The following is a 17,100-nucleotide window of genomic DNA, read 5'->3' on the forward strand; positions in this document are numbered from 1 at the left end:
AATGACTGGCGGCAACCATTCATTCGGCAAATGCTTGTCGCATGCCGTTTTTTTGTTATTGAAGATGAGACCGGTCTCTACGTTAAAGAGACCGGTCTCTTTCGGTTTGACAATTGTTATATTCGCATTGACCGTCCGTCAATATCCCTTATAGAGCTAATATCATGGAACAGCCGCCGATCAGGAAATCATCCGCCACCGTTGCCGATGTGGCCAGAGCCGCAGGCGTTTCCAAGGCCACGGCCGCCCGCGTGCTGGGCGGCTATGGCACCGTCAGCGATAAGGTGCGGACGCTGGTTCTGGAGGCTGCGTCCACATTGGACTATAGGCCCAATGAACTGGCCCGCAGCATGACGACAGGCCGCTCCGGCACCATTGGTGTTGTGGTGGGGGATATTGAAAATCCATTTTTCAGTTCAGCCGTGCGCGGCATTGCCGATGTCGCCCGCATGGCAGGCTATACTGTCATCCTCACCAATTCCGGCGAAGATGTTGCGGCTGAAAAAGCTGCGGTCAGGGCGTTGCTGGCAAAGCGGGTCGATGGGCTGATTATCTCGGCCGCAAGCACGCTGGATTTCGAGCACCTGCAGGAGATCCGGCAATCGGGGTGTCCCCTTGTGCTGCTCGACCGCGCCCTTCCGGCCCTGGATGTCGACACGGTGACGACGGATGACCGCGAGGCGGCTCAACAGGCAACGGAAATCCTCATTCGCAATGGCCATCGTGATATCGCCTATATCACCGCCTGCGATACCGTGGATCACCGAATGAAAGGCCTTGATGATCTTCATACCGCGTCGGTCCGGCACCGTGTTGAAGGTTTTATCACCGTTTGTACTGCCGCAGGACTGCCGTCGCCGTTTGAGGCCGTGCGTCTCGGAGCGAATGGCCGGGAAAAATGTGAGGCGCTGGCGCTGGACCTGCTGCAATCGGCGCACCGGCCAAGTGCCATCATCGCCTCGGACAGTCTTATTGCCCTTGAGGTGTTCAAGGTTGCCCGGCATCTTGGCCTGTCGATCCCGCAGGATCTTTCGCTGATCGCCTTTCATGATGCCGACTGGACGGCTGTAACCTCTCCACCGATCACCGTTATCCGCCAGCCGGTCTATCATATGGGAAAAACCGTAGCAGCGCATTTGATGGAAAGAATAAAAGGCGCCAACCACCCGGCTCGGCATGTCGTCCTGACGACGGAGCTTATTGAGCGCAGTTCCATTGCATCAAGGCTGGCTTGATTGTTTGCCTTATATTTCTGAGATTGGCTTTTTTTGTATTTTCTCCGTCCTGATTCCGAAAAATCATATCGGAAATACGTGTTGTTGGCAGTTTTTTCTGAGTTTGAAAATTTCGCAATCCATGTATTTCCCGATCGACGAGTGAAAATAATCGAGTACACTATTTCGATAACGGCGATGTCCCAATTTTATACATAAATTATTAAGTATAGATGCAACTGCGCAGGAACCAGATCGGGCATGGCGAATTATCGCGCCAGAAACGAAACAAAACTGGATTTCTGCGATGAAAAACCTGCCAATCATTGGTAAATTCTTAACTATAATGGCGCTGTTCGGGGTATTTTCCCTCGGCGTCGCTGGGTATGCTGGAATACGTATACTGGGTATCGACCAGTCCTATACGGATCTTTTGTCGCAGGATTCTGCCGCTGCAACAGCCGTGTCACGCGCCAACAGAAACCTGCAAGGAGCCCGCACGGCTATTGCGGAATTGACGATTGCCCGCTCCGATAAGGACAACGCGAGCGCGGAGCAGGAAATTCAAACATCGCGCGCATCCTTCGTAAAATTCATGGATATCGCCATTGCTGCGGCGCCGCGACACCCCGACCTGGCGAATATCAAGGCTGAGGGCGTGCGCATTCTTGACACCGTTTGCACGAATACGATCGCACTCGGCAAAGACAGCGGTTCAGACGATAAAATAACGGCGGCGCAAAATGCTTTCGTTCAGGAATGTCAGCCTGCCTTCAAGGCAATGACGCCGAAGTTCATCCAGTTGGTCAATGATTTCAACGACTCCACCGACAAGAAGAGCAACGCTCTCTCGGAAGGTTCCAGCCAGGCTGTGATGGTCACGGTTGGCGGGATCATCGTTGGTTTGCTGATCGTCCTGACTATCGGTTTCTTTGCAATCCGCTCCTGGCTCGTCATGCCGATCCGCAAGGTGGCGGAAACCATGGAAACCTTGGCCGGCGGTGATCTTTCGGTAGAGGTTGCGGGCATTGAGCGCCGTGACGAAATCGGCGGAATGGCCAAGGCCGTGCAAGTGTTCAAGGATAACGGCCTGCGTGCCCGCGAACTGGAACGGGAAGCGGAAAGCGTGCGCAATTCCAGCGAGGCGGAACGGGCTCGTGTTGCAGAAATGGACCGCAAGCGTGCGGAAGAAATGGCAGAAGCGACATCTGGTCTCGCCGATGGCCTGAAGCGTCTGTCAAATGGCGATCTCGGTTTCCGTTTGAGCCAGCCGTTCGCCACCGAGTTCGAAGCGCTTCGCAATGACTTCAATGCCGCCGTTGCGCAATTGTCCGATACGCTGGGCGCTGTCGCCAATGCAACCAACTCTATCGACAGCGGTTCGCGGGAAATCAGCCAGGCTGCCGAAGATCTGTCGAAGCGCACCGAACAGCAGGCCGCATCGCTGGAGGAAACCGCCGCCGCCCTCGACCAGATCACCACCAATGTCGCCAACTCGTCCAAGCGCGCCGAAGAAGCCCGCCATGTAGCGATTGAGGCCAACCAGTCGGCCCGCGAATCCGGCATTGTCGTCTCCAATGCAGTAGACGCCATGCAGCGGATCGAGCAATCGTCAAACCAGATCTCCAATATCATTGGTGTCATCGACGAAATTGCTTTCCAGACCAACCTTCTCGCTTTGAATGCTGGCGTGGAAGCAGCGCGTGCCGGCGAAGCGGGCAAAGGCTTTGCGGTCGTCGCCCAGGAAGTGCGTGAATTGGCGCAGCGCTCTGCCGGTGCCGCCAAAGAAATCAAGGAATTGATCCGTAATTCCGCCGGTGAAGTCTCCAATGGTGTGACACTGGTGCGAGCGACCGGCGATGCCTTGAAGGCCATCGAGGCCCATGTTGTCACCATCAACAGCCAGCTCGACGCCATTGCCCTGTCGTCACGCGAACAATCGGTCGGTCTTGCCGAAGTCAACACCGCCGTCAACCAGATGGACCAGGTGACCCAGCAGAATGCCGCCATGGTCGAACAATCGACGGCAGCCAGCTCTTCGCTGGCATCGGAAGCGGGCCGGTTGCGTCAGTTGATTTCGCAGTTCCACCTCGATGGCTCCCAGACCATGCCTGCCAATGGCGCTTCGGCCGCTGGCTGGACATCGAAAAAGCCGGCTGCTGCGCATGAACAGCACCGCCCGGTTGCGTCTCCGGCACGGCGGATGGTGGGGCAGGTTGCCCGCGCCATGGGTCTCCAGACAGCGGCCAAGGCCGATAACTGGGAGGAATTTTGATGCTGATGGCCTCGACCGGCCAGGCGGATGCGCTGGAAATCCTCGCCTTCAGGCTGCATGGACAGGAATTCTGCGTCAAGACCACGTCCATCCGCGAAATTCGCGGCTGGGCGCCCGCCACATCCTTGCCGCATGCCCCTGCGGAGGTCATCGGGGTGATCAATCTACGCGGCACGGTCATTCCCATCGTCGATCTCGCGGTTAAATTGGGAATGCAGGGCATGGTGACCAATGAGCGCAGCGCCATCATCGTTGCGGAAGTCGATAGCACGGTTGTCGGTCTGCTCGTCGATGCGGTGTCCGATATCCTCACGGTTCCGGCGGAAAGCCTGCAACCCGTGCCACAGGCCACCAGCACGGGGACGGATTTTTCCGATGGCATCATTGTACAGGACGCCAGCATGATCTGTTTTCTCAATCTCGAGCGGATGTTTGGGCAAAGCGATTGCAGCGATTGGGGGATTGCCGCCTGATCGCCCGAAATTTGCAGCAGGTTCAAAGCCCGGAAGTTTCTTCCGGGCTTTGGCGTTTTCACCCCGTTGCCGCCTTCGCAACATTTGGAATGCGGTTCTCGATAACCCGGTCTTTTCAAAGATGTGATTGGCTTGTCTTTATCCTGTAGGACAGTTTGATTAGCGAGTGCTATGAAGCCGGGCCTGTTCTTCTGTGGGGAAGGCAGGATTGCTTCCGGATGGGCTATCCCTGATGGATCACCCCTGACGGGCCATGAACAATGCGTGAGCGATGCCTATGAAGAGAATGACGAAGATCGTCCTGGTCGGCCTTGTGGTTGTGGGTGCCGGCCTGGCTTATGCCGCCCGCCAGCCGCAGGTCGCCGCGCTCACCGCAGGCTGGTTGGGCAAACCGCAAGGCGACCGGCAGCGGGGCCGGGATATGGCCATTCCCGTCGTGGCGGCTCCGGTCATCCAGGCCGACGTGCCCGTCTATGTGACCGGCGTCGGCAGCGTCAAACCGTTGAACACTGTTGTTATCCAGCCGCAGGTCAGCGGGCGGATCACGAATATCGGCTTTCAGGAAGGCCAGGACCTGAAGAAAGGCGACCTGATCGCCACGTTGGACGACGCGCTTTACAAGGCGCAGCTGGATGAAGCGATTGGCAAGAAGGCCCAGGACTCGGCCCAACTGACCTATGCCATTCTGGAAATGGAGCGTTTACAGCGCCTGATCGGCAATTCCGCCACCACCCAGCAGCAACTCGACAACCAGGTGGCGCTGGTGGCGCAATACAAGGCGCAGGTCCAGTCCGACCAGGCAGCCATCGAGGCGGCCCAGGCCCAGCTGGATTACACCGTGATCAAGGCGCCGATGGACGGGCGCACGGGCATTCGCAATGTCGATGTCGGCAATATCGTCTCGACCGGTGATACGACCGGCATCGTCACCCTGTCGCAGATCAAGCCGATCACCATCCTGTTTTCCATTCCGCAGCAGGATCTGGCCCGGGTCAATGCCGCCAATGCCAATGGTGCTCTTTCGGTCAATGCCCTGGGCGATGATGGCAAGACGGTCGTTGCCAGCGGCACGCTGACCGTGGTCGACAACCAGGTCGATACCACCACCGGCACCGTCCGCCTGCGGGCTGAATTTCCCAACGAAGATCTGCGGCTATGGCCCGGCGCCTTCGTCAATGCCCGGCTTCTCGTCGAGACCAAGAAAGATGTGCTGACGGTTCCGTCCTCGGCCATCCAGCGCGGTCCTGCGGGGACTTACGCCTATATTGTCCAGCCGGACCAGACAGTGAAGATCCAGGCGGTGACGGTCGAGATGCAGGACGACCAGACGGCAGTGATCGCCAAAGGGGTCAGCGCTGGCGAGACTGTCGTGACGACAGGGTTCGCCCGGCTCCAGGATGGCGCCCTGGTACGTGTTTCGACGCCGCAGGAGGCCGATCCTGCCAACATGGCCGTGCCGCTGGATGATAACAAGCCGCGTCAACGCCATGGCGGCAACCGCAATAATGGCCAGGCTCGGCCAAACGCCCATGACCCGGCCTCGCGGAAAGAGGGCGCTGAAAAACCTCCGGCTGGGCCGGACGACAAACCGGTACCCGCCGCCGGAGAGCAAAAAGACACCGGTGCAGCCGCAACCCCACCGGCTGACGCAGCGAAATGAGTATTTCGACGCCCTTTATCGCGCGGCCCGTCGCCACCTCGCTGCTGGGGATCGCCATCCTGCTGGGGGGATTGCTGGGATATACCTCGCTGCCCGTAGCCCCGCTGCCGCAGGTGGATTTTCCGACGATCCGCGTCACCACGCAATTGCCGGGTGCCGACCCCGAGACCATGGCAGCCCTGGTAACTGCGCCGCTAGAGCGTCCGCTTGGGCAGATCCCGGCGCTGGCCTCGATGACCTCTTCCAGCGCCTTCGGCATCAGCCAGGTGACGCTGCAATTTAACCTGGACCGTGATATCGATGGTGCTGCGCAGGACGTGCAGGCGGCGATCAATTCGGCCAGCGGCAGCCTGCCGAAAACCCTGCCTTATCCGCCGACCTATGCGAAAGTGAACCCGGCGGATACGCCGACCATCACGCTTGCGCTGCATTCCGATACCTATCCCATTCGTGATCTGAGCGATTTTGCCGATACGATCATGGCGCAGCGGCTGAGTGAGGTTTCCGGCGTCGGCGATGTGCGCGTCCAGGGCGGCGTGCGGCCCGCCATCCGCATCCAGGCCGATCTGACCCGGCTGGCCTCCTATGGAATGTCGCTCGAGGATCTGCGCACCGCGATTACCAATGCCAATGTTTCCGGTGCCAAGGGGGCGGTGGATGGCACTTCCCAATCCTTCACGCTCTCGGCCAATGACCAGATCCAGGACCCGGAAATCTACCGCGACACCATCGTCACCTATAGCAACAGCGCGCCTGTGCGGTTGCGCGATGTCGCCGATGTGGTCGAAGGGCTGGAAAACAGCCGCGTCGGCGCTTGGTATCAGGGGCATCCGGCGGTCATTGTCGATATCATGCGCCAGCCCGGCGCCAATGTCATTCAGACTGTCGAGGATGTCCGAAAGCAGCTGCCGCGCCTGAAACAGGCGCTTCCCGCCGGGGTCTCACTCGACATCGTCAACGACAGGACAGACACCATCCGCGCCTCCATTCACGATGTGCAATGGACGCTGGCGCTCAGCGTCGGCCTGGTCATTCTCGTGGTGTTTCTGTTTCTGCGCACGCTGACCGCGACGATCATCGCCGCCGTCGCCCTGCCGCTGTCGCTGATCGCCACTTTCGGCATCATGTATTTTGCCGGCTTCAGCCTCGATAACCTGTCGCTGATGGCGCTGACCATCGGGACCGGATTCGTGGTGGACGATGCCATCGTGATGATCGAAAATATCGCCCGTCATATCGAGGAAGGCGAACATCCGATGCAGGCCGCCCTGAAGGGGGCGGGCGAAATCGGCTTCACCATCATTTCGCTGACGGCGTCGCTGATCGCGGTCTTTATCCCGCTGCTGTTCATGACTGGCATTGTCGGGCGGATGTTCCGCGAATTTGCCCTGACGCTCACCATCGCCGTCGTGGTGTCGGCGGTGATTTCACTGACGCTGACGCCGATGATGTGCGCGCGCATTCTGCGAGCCCCCAAGGAGCGCAATTCCGGCGTGCTCGGCATGGTGGACCGGGGCATGGATTGGATGAACGAAGGCTACCGCCGCAGCGTCGTCTGGGCGGTCAATCGCGGTTGGCTGATGCTGGTACTAACGGGTGTCACGCTTGTGATAACCGGCCTGCTTTACGTCACCATCCCCAAGGGCTTCCTGCCGGTGCAGGATACCGGGTTGATTTCCGCCGTCGTGGAAACGGAGCCAACCAGCTCGTTCGACGCGATGAAGCAGACCCAGGCGCTTGTCGGCAACCGGCTGCGTGCCGATCCGGCGGTGGAAAGCGTCATTGCGGTGATTGGCACCAGCGCCTCCAACCTGACACTGAACACGGCAAGCTACAGTATCGTGCTGAAGCCGCTCGACCAGCGGGATATCTCGGCGACGGATTTGATCGACCGGCTGCGGGCGTCCGTTGCCGATATTCCCGGCATCCATCCGACATTCCAGAGCATTCGTGATATTTCGATCAGCACGCGGGCCAGCCGAGCGCCCTATCAATATACACTGACGGGCAATAATACCGCGACCGTCGCCGACTGGGCCGACCGGCTGGCCCGGCGGCTACAGCAGAACCCGTTGCTGATCGATGTGACATCCGAGGTGGAAATGGGCGGCGGGCGGTTGGCGATTACCGTCAACCGGGAGACCGCAGCCCGCCTTGGCGTCTCCATGCAGGTGATCAACGATACGCTCTATGATGCCTTCGGCCAGCGCCAGATCAGCACCATCTACGGGCAGGCGAACCAGTACCGGGTCATTCTGGAGGCCGCGCAGCGGTTTCAGGGCGACCCGAAATCCCTGGAACAGCTCTATGTCAAAGGCACGAGCGGCGCCATCGTGCCGCTGAATGCTGTTGCATCGGTCAAGTTTACCACGGCGCCGCTGGTGATCAGCCGCGATGATCAATTCCCCGCCGTTACCGTGAGCTTCGATCTCGCCAGAAACGCATCGCTGAGTGAGGCGATTACCGCGATCAAGAGCGCGGAGCGCGAGATTGGCATGCCCGCCTCCATCCAGCGGCACTATAGCGGCGATACCGAGGAATTCGACCGCTCGCTGGCGGGGGAGCCCTGGCTGATCCTGGCCGCGATCATCACCATCTATATTGTGCTGGGTCTGCTGTATGAAAGCACCATCCACCCGATCACCATTCTGTCCACGCTGCCTTCGGCGGGTGTCGGGGCGCTGGTGGCGCTGATGCTGTTTGGTCAGGATCTGTCGATTATCGCCTTGATCGGCATCGTTCTTCTGATGGGGATCGTCAAGAAGAACGCAATCATGATGATCGATTTCGCGCTGGACGCGGAGCGCAATGAAGGGCTCTGCGCCCGCGATGCCATCATCAAGGCGGCCGTCATGCGCTTTCGGCCAATCATGATGACCACGCTGGCTGCCCTGTTCGGGGCGCTGCCGCTGGCGCTTGCCCAGGGAACCGGCGCGGAACTGCGCATCCCGCTCGGCATCTCGATCATCGGCGGCCTGCTGCTCAGCCAGTTGCTGACGCTCTATACCACGCCGGTCATCTATCTGGCGCTGGATGGATTGCGCGCCAAGATGCAGGGAAAGCGAGCCGCGTCCAATATCGGAGGTCCGGCATGAGCATTTCAAGCCTCTTCATCAATCGTCCGGTTGGCACCACCCTGCTGGCAATCGGCCTGATGATGCTTGGGCTGGTCGCCTACCGGTTCCTGCCGGTCGCAAGCCTGCCTGCCGTCGATCTTCCCACCATCCGGGTAACAGCCAGCCGCCCCGGCGCCGATCCGGAAAGCATGGCGTCCAGCGTTGCCGCACCGCTGGAGCGCCATCTCGGCGCGATTGCCGGTGTCACCGAAATGACTTCGACCAGCGGGCTTGGCACGACCAATATCTTTCTTCAATTCGAGCTTTCCCGCAATGTCGATAGTGCCGCCCAGGATGTGCAGGCGGCAATCAATGCCGCCGTTGGCGATCTGCCGAGTGACCTGCCGTCGCTTCCGACCATGCGCAAGGCCAATCCTGCCGCATCGCCAATCCTGACACTGGCTTTGACCTCCGATACCATTCCGGCCAGTGCCATATACGATGCCGCCGACAGTGTTGTCGTGCAGCGGATTTCGCAAGTTGAAGGGGTTGGCGACGTTTCGGTCAGCGGTGCCGACCAGCCCGCCGTTCGCGTCCGGCTCAACCCCGACCGGCTGGCGGCGATCGGGCTTTCGGCGGATGACGTGCGCACCGCCATCGTCAACGGCAATGCGCTTGCGCCGATTGGTGCTATCGATGGAAGCCAGGCTTTTTATGCGCTGTCGGTCAATGCGCAATTGATTACGCCTGAAGATTACGGCCAGCTTGTCCTTCATGCCTCCAACGGCATCGCCGTCCGGCTGGCCGATATCGCCACCGTGGAACCGGGCGTGCGCAACCGCCGTTCCGATGCCTGGTTCAATGGCAAACCCGCCGTTCTTCTCAATATTACCAAGGCGGCGGATGCCAATGTGATGTCCACGGTCGATGCGGTGAAGGCGCTCATTCCTGAAGTCAAGCAGCTCATTCCCGCCGGTATCGAAGTCGATATTCTCAACGACCGCACCAAGACCATTCATGCCAGCGTCGAGGATATGCAGTTTACCCTGCTGGCGACGGTGGCGCTGGTCATGGCCGTGGTCTTCGTCTTCCTGCGCCGGCTGGTGCCGACGCTGGCCGCCGGTTTGACGGTGCCGCTATCGTTTGCTGGCGCGTTTGCCGCCATGTGGCTGACGGGATTGTCGATCGACAATCTGTCGCTGATGGCGCTGGCGGTGGCCAGCGGTTTCGTGGTGGACGACGCGATTGTGATGATCGAGACGATTTACGCCAATATCGAGAAGGGTATGAAGCCACTTGAGGCGGCCCACGCGGGCGCCCGACAGATCGGCTTCACGGTGATCGCCATCAGCATTTCTCTAATGGCCGCATTCATTCCCTTGTTTTTCATGGGCGGCATTGTCGGCAAGTTCTTCCTGACCTTCTCCCTGACACTTGCCTTCACCATCGCCGTTTCCACCGTGGTCTCCTTGACCCTGACGCCGATGATCTGTGGCCACCGGATCAAGGCGCGGGATCTCGACGCCCCGCAGGGTCGTTTCGACCGAGCTATTGAGCACAGCCTGGAGCGGACTGTTGCCTTTTATGACCGCACGCTGAAGGGCGTTCTGCATCACCGTGTCCTTGCGGTGGTCATCACCATCGCCTGTATCGTGCTGACCGGTTTTCTCTACGCCAAGGTGCCGAAAGGTTTCATGCCGCGCGACGATACCGGCTTTGTGATGGGCAATAGCCAGGCGGCCAGCGACATATCCTATCCGGCCATGCTGGCACTGCAAAAGCGCGCCTTGGCCATCGTCGAGCGCGATCCCGCGGTGCAGAGCATTGGCGCCTCCGTTGGCGGCGGGTTTCTCGGAACAGCCAATCGCGGCCAGATGTTGATTGCACTGAAAGGGCCTGGCGAAAGGGATACGACCGATGTGGTGATTGACCGCCTGCGCCGTGCGGTTGCCGTCATTCCTGGCCTCGATACATCGTTCTTTTCGCCAAGCGATATCCGGGTCGGGGCGCGGACATCGGATTCGGAATTTCAGTTCACGCTTTGGGATGCCGATTATGACGAATTGGTCGCCTGGGCGCCGCGCATTCTCGCCCGGTTGCGGCAGGAGCCTTTGCTGACCGATGTCACCAGTGACCGCCAGCCGAGCGGTCTCCAGGCCAATGTCGTCGTTGACCGGACCGCCGCGTCGCGTCTCGGCGTCAAGATGACGGCGGTTGATGCGGCGCTCAACAATGCCTTTGCCCAGCGTCAGGTCACGATCGTCTATGGAGACCGCAACCAATACCGCGTCATCCTTGAAACCTATCTGGATTTCGCCAAGGACCCGGAACATGTTCTGAAGATCTATGTGCCTGGAAATAGCGGTACGCAGGTGCCGCTCAGCGCCTTTGCCAGGATCGAGCGGACATTGGCACCGATCGGGGTCAATCATCAGGGACAATTTCCGGCAGTAACGATTTCCTATAATATCGGGCCGGATACCACGCTGTCCGAGGCCAATGATGCGGTCAAGGCTGCCGTGGCCGGCATGCATCTGCCCGATACGCTGCATGCCGAATTTGCCGGAGATGCCGCCAATGCATCGAGTTCCTCAGGCGGCCAGCCGTTGCTCATTCTCGCGGCTCTGGTGGCCGTCTATATCGTGCTCGGCATTCTCTATGAGAGCCTCATTCATCCCCTGACGATCATTTCCACGCTGCCTTCGGCAGGGCTGGGCGCGTTGTTGGCATTGTGGATCAGCGGCACGGAACTGACCATCGTCGCCTTTATCGGCATTATTCTGTTGATCGGTATCGTCAAGAAAAACGGGATCATGCTGGTGGATTTCGCGCTCGAAGCCGAACGCCAGCATGGCATGTCGCCCCAGGATGCCATTCACGAAGCCTGCCTTCGGCGGTTCCGGCCGATCATGATGACAACGCTCGCCGCCTTCATGGGCGCGCTGCCGCTGGTATTGGCGACCGGTCCCGGTGCCGATCTCCACCGTCCACTCGGGGTGACGATCATCGGCGGCCTCATCGTGTCGCAGGCCCTGACCCTTTATACGACGCCAATCATCTACCTGATCTTTGCCCGCCTGTCGGCGCGCTGGCGCGCACGCACGTCAGGCGCCAATGTGGAACACCGTCCGGCTGTTTAGGCCTGTTCTGCGCTGAGTGATCCTGACAGGATGATTGCGGCTTGGTCGTGTATACATTATATTAGGAAAACTGCGTCTGCTGCTTGCCGCTGGGTAATGCTGGAACAGGGCAGGTGATGCGGTTGTGGAGGGACTTTATCGGCATGCAGAAGGACATTAAGGCCTCGGCAAAGCAGGGGGATGCCGCCACCCATGGCCGCCGCGCCGTGATTGAATTGCGCGAGAAAATCATCAGTGGACATCTCGCTGGCGGGACGCGGCTGTTCGAGGTGTCGCTGGCGGAGGAACTCGACATTTCCCGCACGCCGGTGCGCGAAGCTTTGTCACGGCTAGCCGAAGAAGGTCTGCTCGACCGCTTGCCGAATGGCGGGTTCACAGTGCGCCGGTTTGGCTATGACGATGTCATTGATGCGATTGAATTGCGAGGTGTTCTCGAGGGAACAGCGGCAAGGCTGGCCGCAGAACGAGGGGCAGACCCGGAGGCGCTTGCTGAGATATGGGAGACAATATTTAAGCTGGATCAATGCTTTGGACCCTATGTCGATGATGTGGAGTTCGACGCCTATGCCGATCTCAATGAGATATTCCACCGCCAGCTGGCAGCCCTTTGTGGAAGCGAAGTGATGCGCCGTGAGGTGGAGCGGGCAAGTGCTTTGCCTTTTGCCTCGCCCTCCGCCTTCCTGCCCAACAGGTTGGATATTGCTGCATTTCGCCGGTCCCTGCGCTCAGCGCAGGAGCAGCATCGCGCCCTAGTGGAGGCAATTGCTGCGCGCGAAGGGGCCCGCGCCGAAGCCATGGCCCGTGAACATGCCAGAACGGCGCGGCGAAACCTCGACTATATTTTCAAAGAGGACCCGGAGCTGATCAACAAGATTCCCGGCATGGCGCTGATCCATCGTTGAATTTCCTCCATGATTTCTGCGGCCTTGTTCATGGCCACAAAAAAGCTTCAGAAACGGGCTTGCATTCTGCTCAGGGGCTGGCATCAATGTATACACACTGAAGTATGCCTTGGGAGGAAACGATGGCAGCGAGCAGTCTCCACGATATTTTGCAGGCTAATCCCGACATTGTCGGACGGCTGCGCAATTCGCCGGTCGGGATGTATGTATACCCGGTTGTGACACCTGAATTCAGCAATTGGCGCTCCGAACAAGTGGCTTGGCGCAATTCCGCCGTGCTGTTTGATCAATCCCACCACATGGACGAGTTGATCGTCGAGGGACCGGATGCGGAGAAATTTCTCAGCCATCACGGCATCAATTCCTTTGCGAATTTCGATCTCAACCGCGCCAAACACTTCGTTCCGGTCACGCCGAACGGCCATGTGATCGGCGATCACATCATCTTCCGCGAACGGCAGGACAAGTTCATCCTGGTGGGCCGCGCCCCGACCTCCAATTGGCTGATGTTCTGCGCCGCCTATGGCAAATGGAATGTCCGTCTCAAGCACGACCCGCGTTCTCCGTCCCGCCCGGAAGGCGAGCGCGTGTTGCGCACCCATTATCGCTACCAGATCCAGGGACCGGAAGCCCCGAGGATTTTCGAGAAGATCAATGGCGGGCCGGTCCAGGAGATCAAGTTTTTCCATGTCGACTGGATCAATGTCGGTTCCAAGAAGGTGCAGGCGCTTCGCCATGGCATGTCCGGCGCGCCGGGTCTGGAAATCTGGGGCCCTTACGAGGACAAGAATTACATCCTGTCCTGTATTCTCGACGCGGCAAAGGATGCCAATGTCGATCTGGTGCGCTGCGGCAGTCGCGCCTACTCCACCAACACTCTGGAAAGCGGCTGGATTCCCTCGCCGCTTCCCGGCATCTATACCGGTGACGGCATGCTCGCCGAATATCGCCAATGGCTGGGCGCCGACAGCTATGAGGCCAATGGTCCGATTGGCGGCAGCTTCGTCTCCAGCAATATCGAGGATTATTACGTCAATCCGTTCGAGCTTGGCTATGATTTCTACATTGGCTGGAAGAAGGATGATTTCATCGGCAAGGCGGCGCTTGAAAAGATCAAGGGCCAGACCAACCGCAAGAAAGTCACCTTCGAATGGAATGCCGAGGATGTTGTCGAGGTGATTGCCTCTGCCTTCCGTCCAGGCGAAGACAGCTACAAGTGGATCGATTTCCCCGTCCTGAACTACGCATCGACCAGCGCCGACATGATCGTCAACGACGAGGGCAAGACGGTGGGCCTATCGATGTTTGGCGGCTATTCCTACAATGAGCGCTGCATCCTGTCGCTCGGCATTGTCGATGCCGATGTCAAGGAAGGCGACGTGCTGACATTGATCTGGGGTGAACCGGACGGCGGCAGCGGCAAGACCTCCACCGAGCGCCCACACAAGCAGGCGAAAATCCGCGTGCGGATCTCTCCGACGCCTTACGCACGCCAGGCCCGCGAGACCTATGCCGAAAGCTGGCGCACGAAGAAGAAGTGATCTGCCCGATATCACTAGCTAATCACATCAATGCTCCGACACCTCAATAACATGTCGGGGCATTGATCTAGCGGATCGGTGGTGTTTTGAGTCAGGCGGTCTTCGCGCTGCCGGGCCAGCGCAGCAGGCGCATGGCGTTGGCGGTGACGAGAACGGTGGCGCCGGTATCGGCCAGGATCGCGGGCCAGAGACCGGTAACGCCAATGATTGTCGTTACCAGGAAGACGGCTTTCAGCCCGATGGCAATGGTGATATTCTGACGGATATTGCCCATCACCTGCCGCGACAGCATGACCATGTCGGCGATATCCATCACCCTCCCATGCAGAATGGCCGCATCGGCGGTTTCCAGTGCCACATCCGTTCCGCCGCCCATGGCAATGCCGATATCGGCGGCGGCCAGAGCCGGGGCATCGTTGATACCATCTCCAACCTTGGCGACCCGCTCGCCCTTCGCCTGCATGTCGCGCACGATGGCCTGTTTGTCTTGTGGCAGCAGATCGGCGCGCGGCTCGATATCAAGCAGCGTGGCGATGGCCCGCGCTGTGGCGGCATTGTCGCCGGTCAGCATGATGGAGCGAATACCGGCAGCCTTCAGCGCGTCCAACCCTTGGCGGGCATCGGGGCGCGGTTGGTCGCGGAGCGCAATCAGCCCCGTGACTGACCCGTTCTTGACCAGCAGGGAGACGGATTTGCCTTCTGTACTCAGCATTTCGATACTGGCGCCGATCTCGGCGGAAATAGGGGCCAGTTCGGCGGCGGCACTGGCCGATCCGAGGAAGAGGCTGATGCCGCCCACTGTGCCGCGCACGCCCTTGCCAGCAATGGCTCCGGTCTCGATTGGCGGTGGTACAGCGATGGCGCGGTCGGTGGCGGCCTCGATAATCGCCCGGGCCAGCGGATGGTTGGACCCCATTTCAAGGGCCGCTGCATCGGCCAGCACGGTCTTTTCGACTGAGCCGCCAAACGCAATGATATCAGTCACTTTTGGCTTGCCTTCCGTCAGCGTTCCCGTCTTGTCGAGCGCGATGGCGGTGATCCGCCCGACATTTTCGAGAACCGCGCCGCCCTTCATCAGCAGGCCGCGACGCGCACCGGCGGAGAGACCGGCGGCAATGGCGGCGGGTGTCGAGATGACCAGCGCGCAAGGGCAGCCGATCAGCAGGATTGCCAGACCTTTATAGAGCCACAGGCTCCAGTCCCCATCCCAGAACAGCGGCGGCAGGATTGCCACCAGCGCGGCCAACAGCGTTACAGCGGGTGTGTAATAGCGCGAAAACCGGTCGATGAAGCGCTCGGTTGGCGCCTTGCTTTCCTGGGCTTCCTCAACCAGCTGGACAACGCGGGCAATGGTGTTGTCGGCTGCGGTGGCCGTTACCTTGACCCGGAGTGTTCCTTCGCCATTCACCGTTCCGGCAAAAACACCTTCCCCTGCGCCTTTGGTTTTAGGAAGGCTCTCTCCGGTGACAGGGGCTTCATTGATCGCGCTGGTGCCATCGATAATTTCTCCATCGGCAGGAACCCGGTCGCCGGGCCGCACGATGACGATGGTGCCGAGGGTCAGGCTGGCGGCTGCCACGTCTTCAACGCGGCCATTCCGCTCGATCCGCGCCGTATCGGGAACCAGCTTGGTCAGGCCTTGAATACTGGCGCGGGCCCGTCCGGCCGCAAAACCCTCGAGCAATTCACCGACCAGAAACAGGAAAACCACCGTGGCCGCTTCCTCGGTCGCGCCGATGACGATGGCGCCGATAGAGGCGATGGTCATCAGCATTTCAATGGAAAACGGCGTTCCGGCCAGCGCCGCCATCACGGCACGGCGAGCGATCGGCACGATACCGATGGAGATAGCGACCAGAAATGCCCAGAAGGAGAGGGACGGCACGACATGGCCGATGACCATGGCAAGAACGAGAGCGATGCCGCTCGTTGCGACCAGCCGGGCCTTTTGTGTGCGCCACCAAGGGCCTGTTGCAGGTCCGTCATCATGCAGATGGCTGTGCAGGCCGTCGCCATGAGAGGCATGGTCATGTCCATCATGGTTATGCGCCGCGCCACCATGATGGCCGGTGCAGGGAGAGCCATGTGCGTGGTCGTGCTGATCATCCTGTTGTGGAACGGAGGCGGCGAGGCGGGTGGTCTTGTAGCCAAGACCGGTCACCTTATCGGCCAGCGTTATCAGATCGGCGTCGCCATTGTGGACGACGGCCATGGTCTGTGCTGTCACCGACACCCGGACATCGGTAATACCGGCCACCCGGCGTGCAGCCGTGTCGATCTTTGCCGCGCAGGAGGCGCAATCCATGCCCTCGACGCGGAAGCGGGTGGTTTGTTCGGTCGCCATCGGTTCGTCCTTGTCATTGTGTCGAACCAATCCTACATTCTCTAGTGACTAGAGGAGCAAGGGCAAAATCGATGGCAATCGCAATTGGCGAGGCGGCGCGGATCAGTGGCGTCAAGGTTCCCACTATCCGCTATTACGAACAGGTCGGCCTTCTGCCGCAGCCGCCGCGCACCGATGGAAACCGCAGGCTTTACAGCGCTGCCCATTTGCAGAGGCTAACCTTTATCCGCCATGCGCGTGAGCTTGGCTTCGAGGTCGATGCCATTCGCACGCTGCTCGATCTTCAGGATAAGCCCGGTCAGTCCTGCTCACCCGCCGATTCGATTGCGCGGCAGCGGCTTGCCGATGTCGAGGAGCGGATCGACCGGCTAAAGGCGTTGAAAACCGAGCTTGAGCGAATGATCATGGGATGTTCGCATGGGACGATTGCCGAGTGCCGGGTGATCGAGGTTCTGGCCGATCACGACCAATGCCGCCACGACCGGCATTGATATC

At 59.7% G+C, this 17,100-nt stretch carries 10 protein-coding genes; 9 read left to right on the forward strand and 1 reads right to left on the reverse strand.

Features of this window, described 5'->3' with window-relative positions; all coding sequences use genetic code 11:
• Positions 1–164: 164 nt before the first annotated feature.
• The 8 genes from V6582_RS25095 (at position 165) to ligM (ending at position 14,261) form a co-directional block, all read left to right on the forward strand.
• The gene (locus V6582_RS25095) at positions 165–1,235 is read left to right on the forward strand and encodes a LacI family DNA-binding transcriptional regulator (protein WP_156630097.1); all 1,071 of its coding nucleotides are present in this window, start codon (positions 165–167) and stop codon (positions 1,233–1,235) included.
• 286 nt (positions 1,236–1,521) lie between these two features.
• Complete coding sequence (locus V6582_RS25100; RefSeq protein ID WP_156630095.1) at positions 1,522–3,489, forward strand: methyl-accepting chemotaxis protein; 1,968 nt, start codon at positions 1,522–1,524, stop codon at positions 3,487–3,489.
• 5 nt (positions 3,490–3,494) lie between these two features.
• Positions 3,495–3,962: a chemotaxis protein CheW gene (locus V6582_RS25105; RefSeq protein WP_197434274.1), complete on the forward strand. Its 468-nt coding sequence runs from the start codon at positions 3,495–3,497 to the stop codon at positions 3,960–3,962.
• A 286-nt stretch (positions 3,963–4,248) separates the two neighbouring features.
• The gene (locus V6582_RS25110; protein ID WP_234889541.1) at positions 4,249–5,622 is read left to right on the forward strand and encodes an efflux RND transporter periplasmic adaptor subunit; all 1,374 of its coding nucleotides are present in this window, start codon (positions 4,249–4,251) and stop codon (positions 5,620–5,622) included.
• Complete coding sequence (locus tag V6582_RS25115) at positions 5,619–8,717, forward strand: efflux RND transporter permease subunit (protein WP_156630089.1); 3,099 nt, start codon at positions 5,619–5,621, stop codon at positions 8,715–8,717. Before V6582_RS25110 ends, V6582_RS25115 begins: the two co-directional genes overlap by 4 nt.
• Complete coding sequence (locus V6582_RS25120) at positions 8,714–11,818, forward strand: efflux RND transporter permease subunit (RefSeq protein ID WP_156630087.1); 3,105 nt, start codon at positions 8,714–8,716, stop codon at positions 11,816–11,818. The genes V6582_RS25115 and V6582_RS25120 overlap by 4 nt, the downstream gene beginning before the upstream one ends.
• Before the next feature lie 143 nt (positions 11,819–11,961).
• Complete coding sequence (locus V6582_RS25125) at positions 11,962–12,720, forward strand: GntR family transcriptional regulator (RefSeq protein WP_156630086.1); 759 nt, start codon at positions 11,962–11,964, stop codon at positions 12,718–12,720.
• Positions 12,721–12,842: 122 nt separating this feature from the next.
• On the forward strand, positions 12,843–14,261 hold the full coding sequence (gene ligM, locus V6582_RS25130; RefSeq protein ID WP_156630085.1) for a vanillate/3-O-methylgallate O-demethylase: 1,419 nt from the start codon (positions 12,843–12,845) through the stop codon (positions 14,259–14,261).
• Between the two features lie 91 nt (positions 14,262–14,352).
• Here the strand turns inward: ligM and V6582_RS25135 are convergent, their stop codons facing one another.
• Positions 14,353–16,605: a heavy metal translocating P-type ATPase gene (locus V6582_RS25135; protein WP_156630084.1), complete on the reverse strand. Its 2,253-nt coding sequence runs from the start codon at positions 16,603–16,605 to the stop codon at positions 14,353–14,355.
• A gap of 71 nt (positions 16,606–16,676) precedes the next feature.
• Between V6582_RS25135 and V6582_RS25140 the strand changes: the two genes are divergently transcribed.
• A complete protein-coding gene (locus tag V6582_RS25140) occupies positions 16,677–17,096 on the forward strand; it encodes a MerR family transcriptional regulator (protein WP_156630083.1) in 420 nt (139 codons plus the stop codon).
• Positions 17,097–17,100 lie beyond the last annotated feature (4 nt).

The organism is Agrobacterium vitis (assembly GCF_037039395.1).
In the GTDB taxonomy this organism is placed as follows: Bacteria; Pseudomonadota; Alphaproteobacteria; order Rhizobiales; family Rhizobiaceae; genus Allorhizobium; species Allorhizobium vitis_E.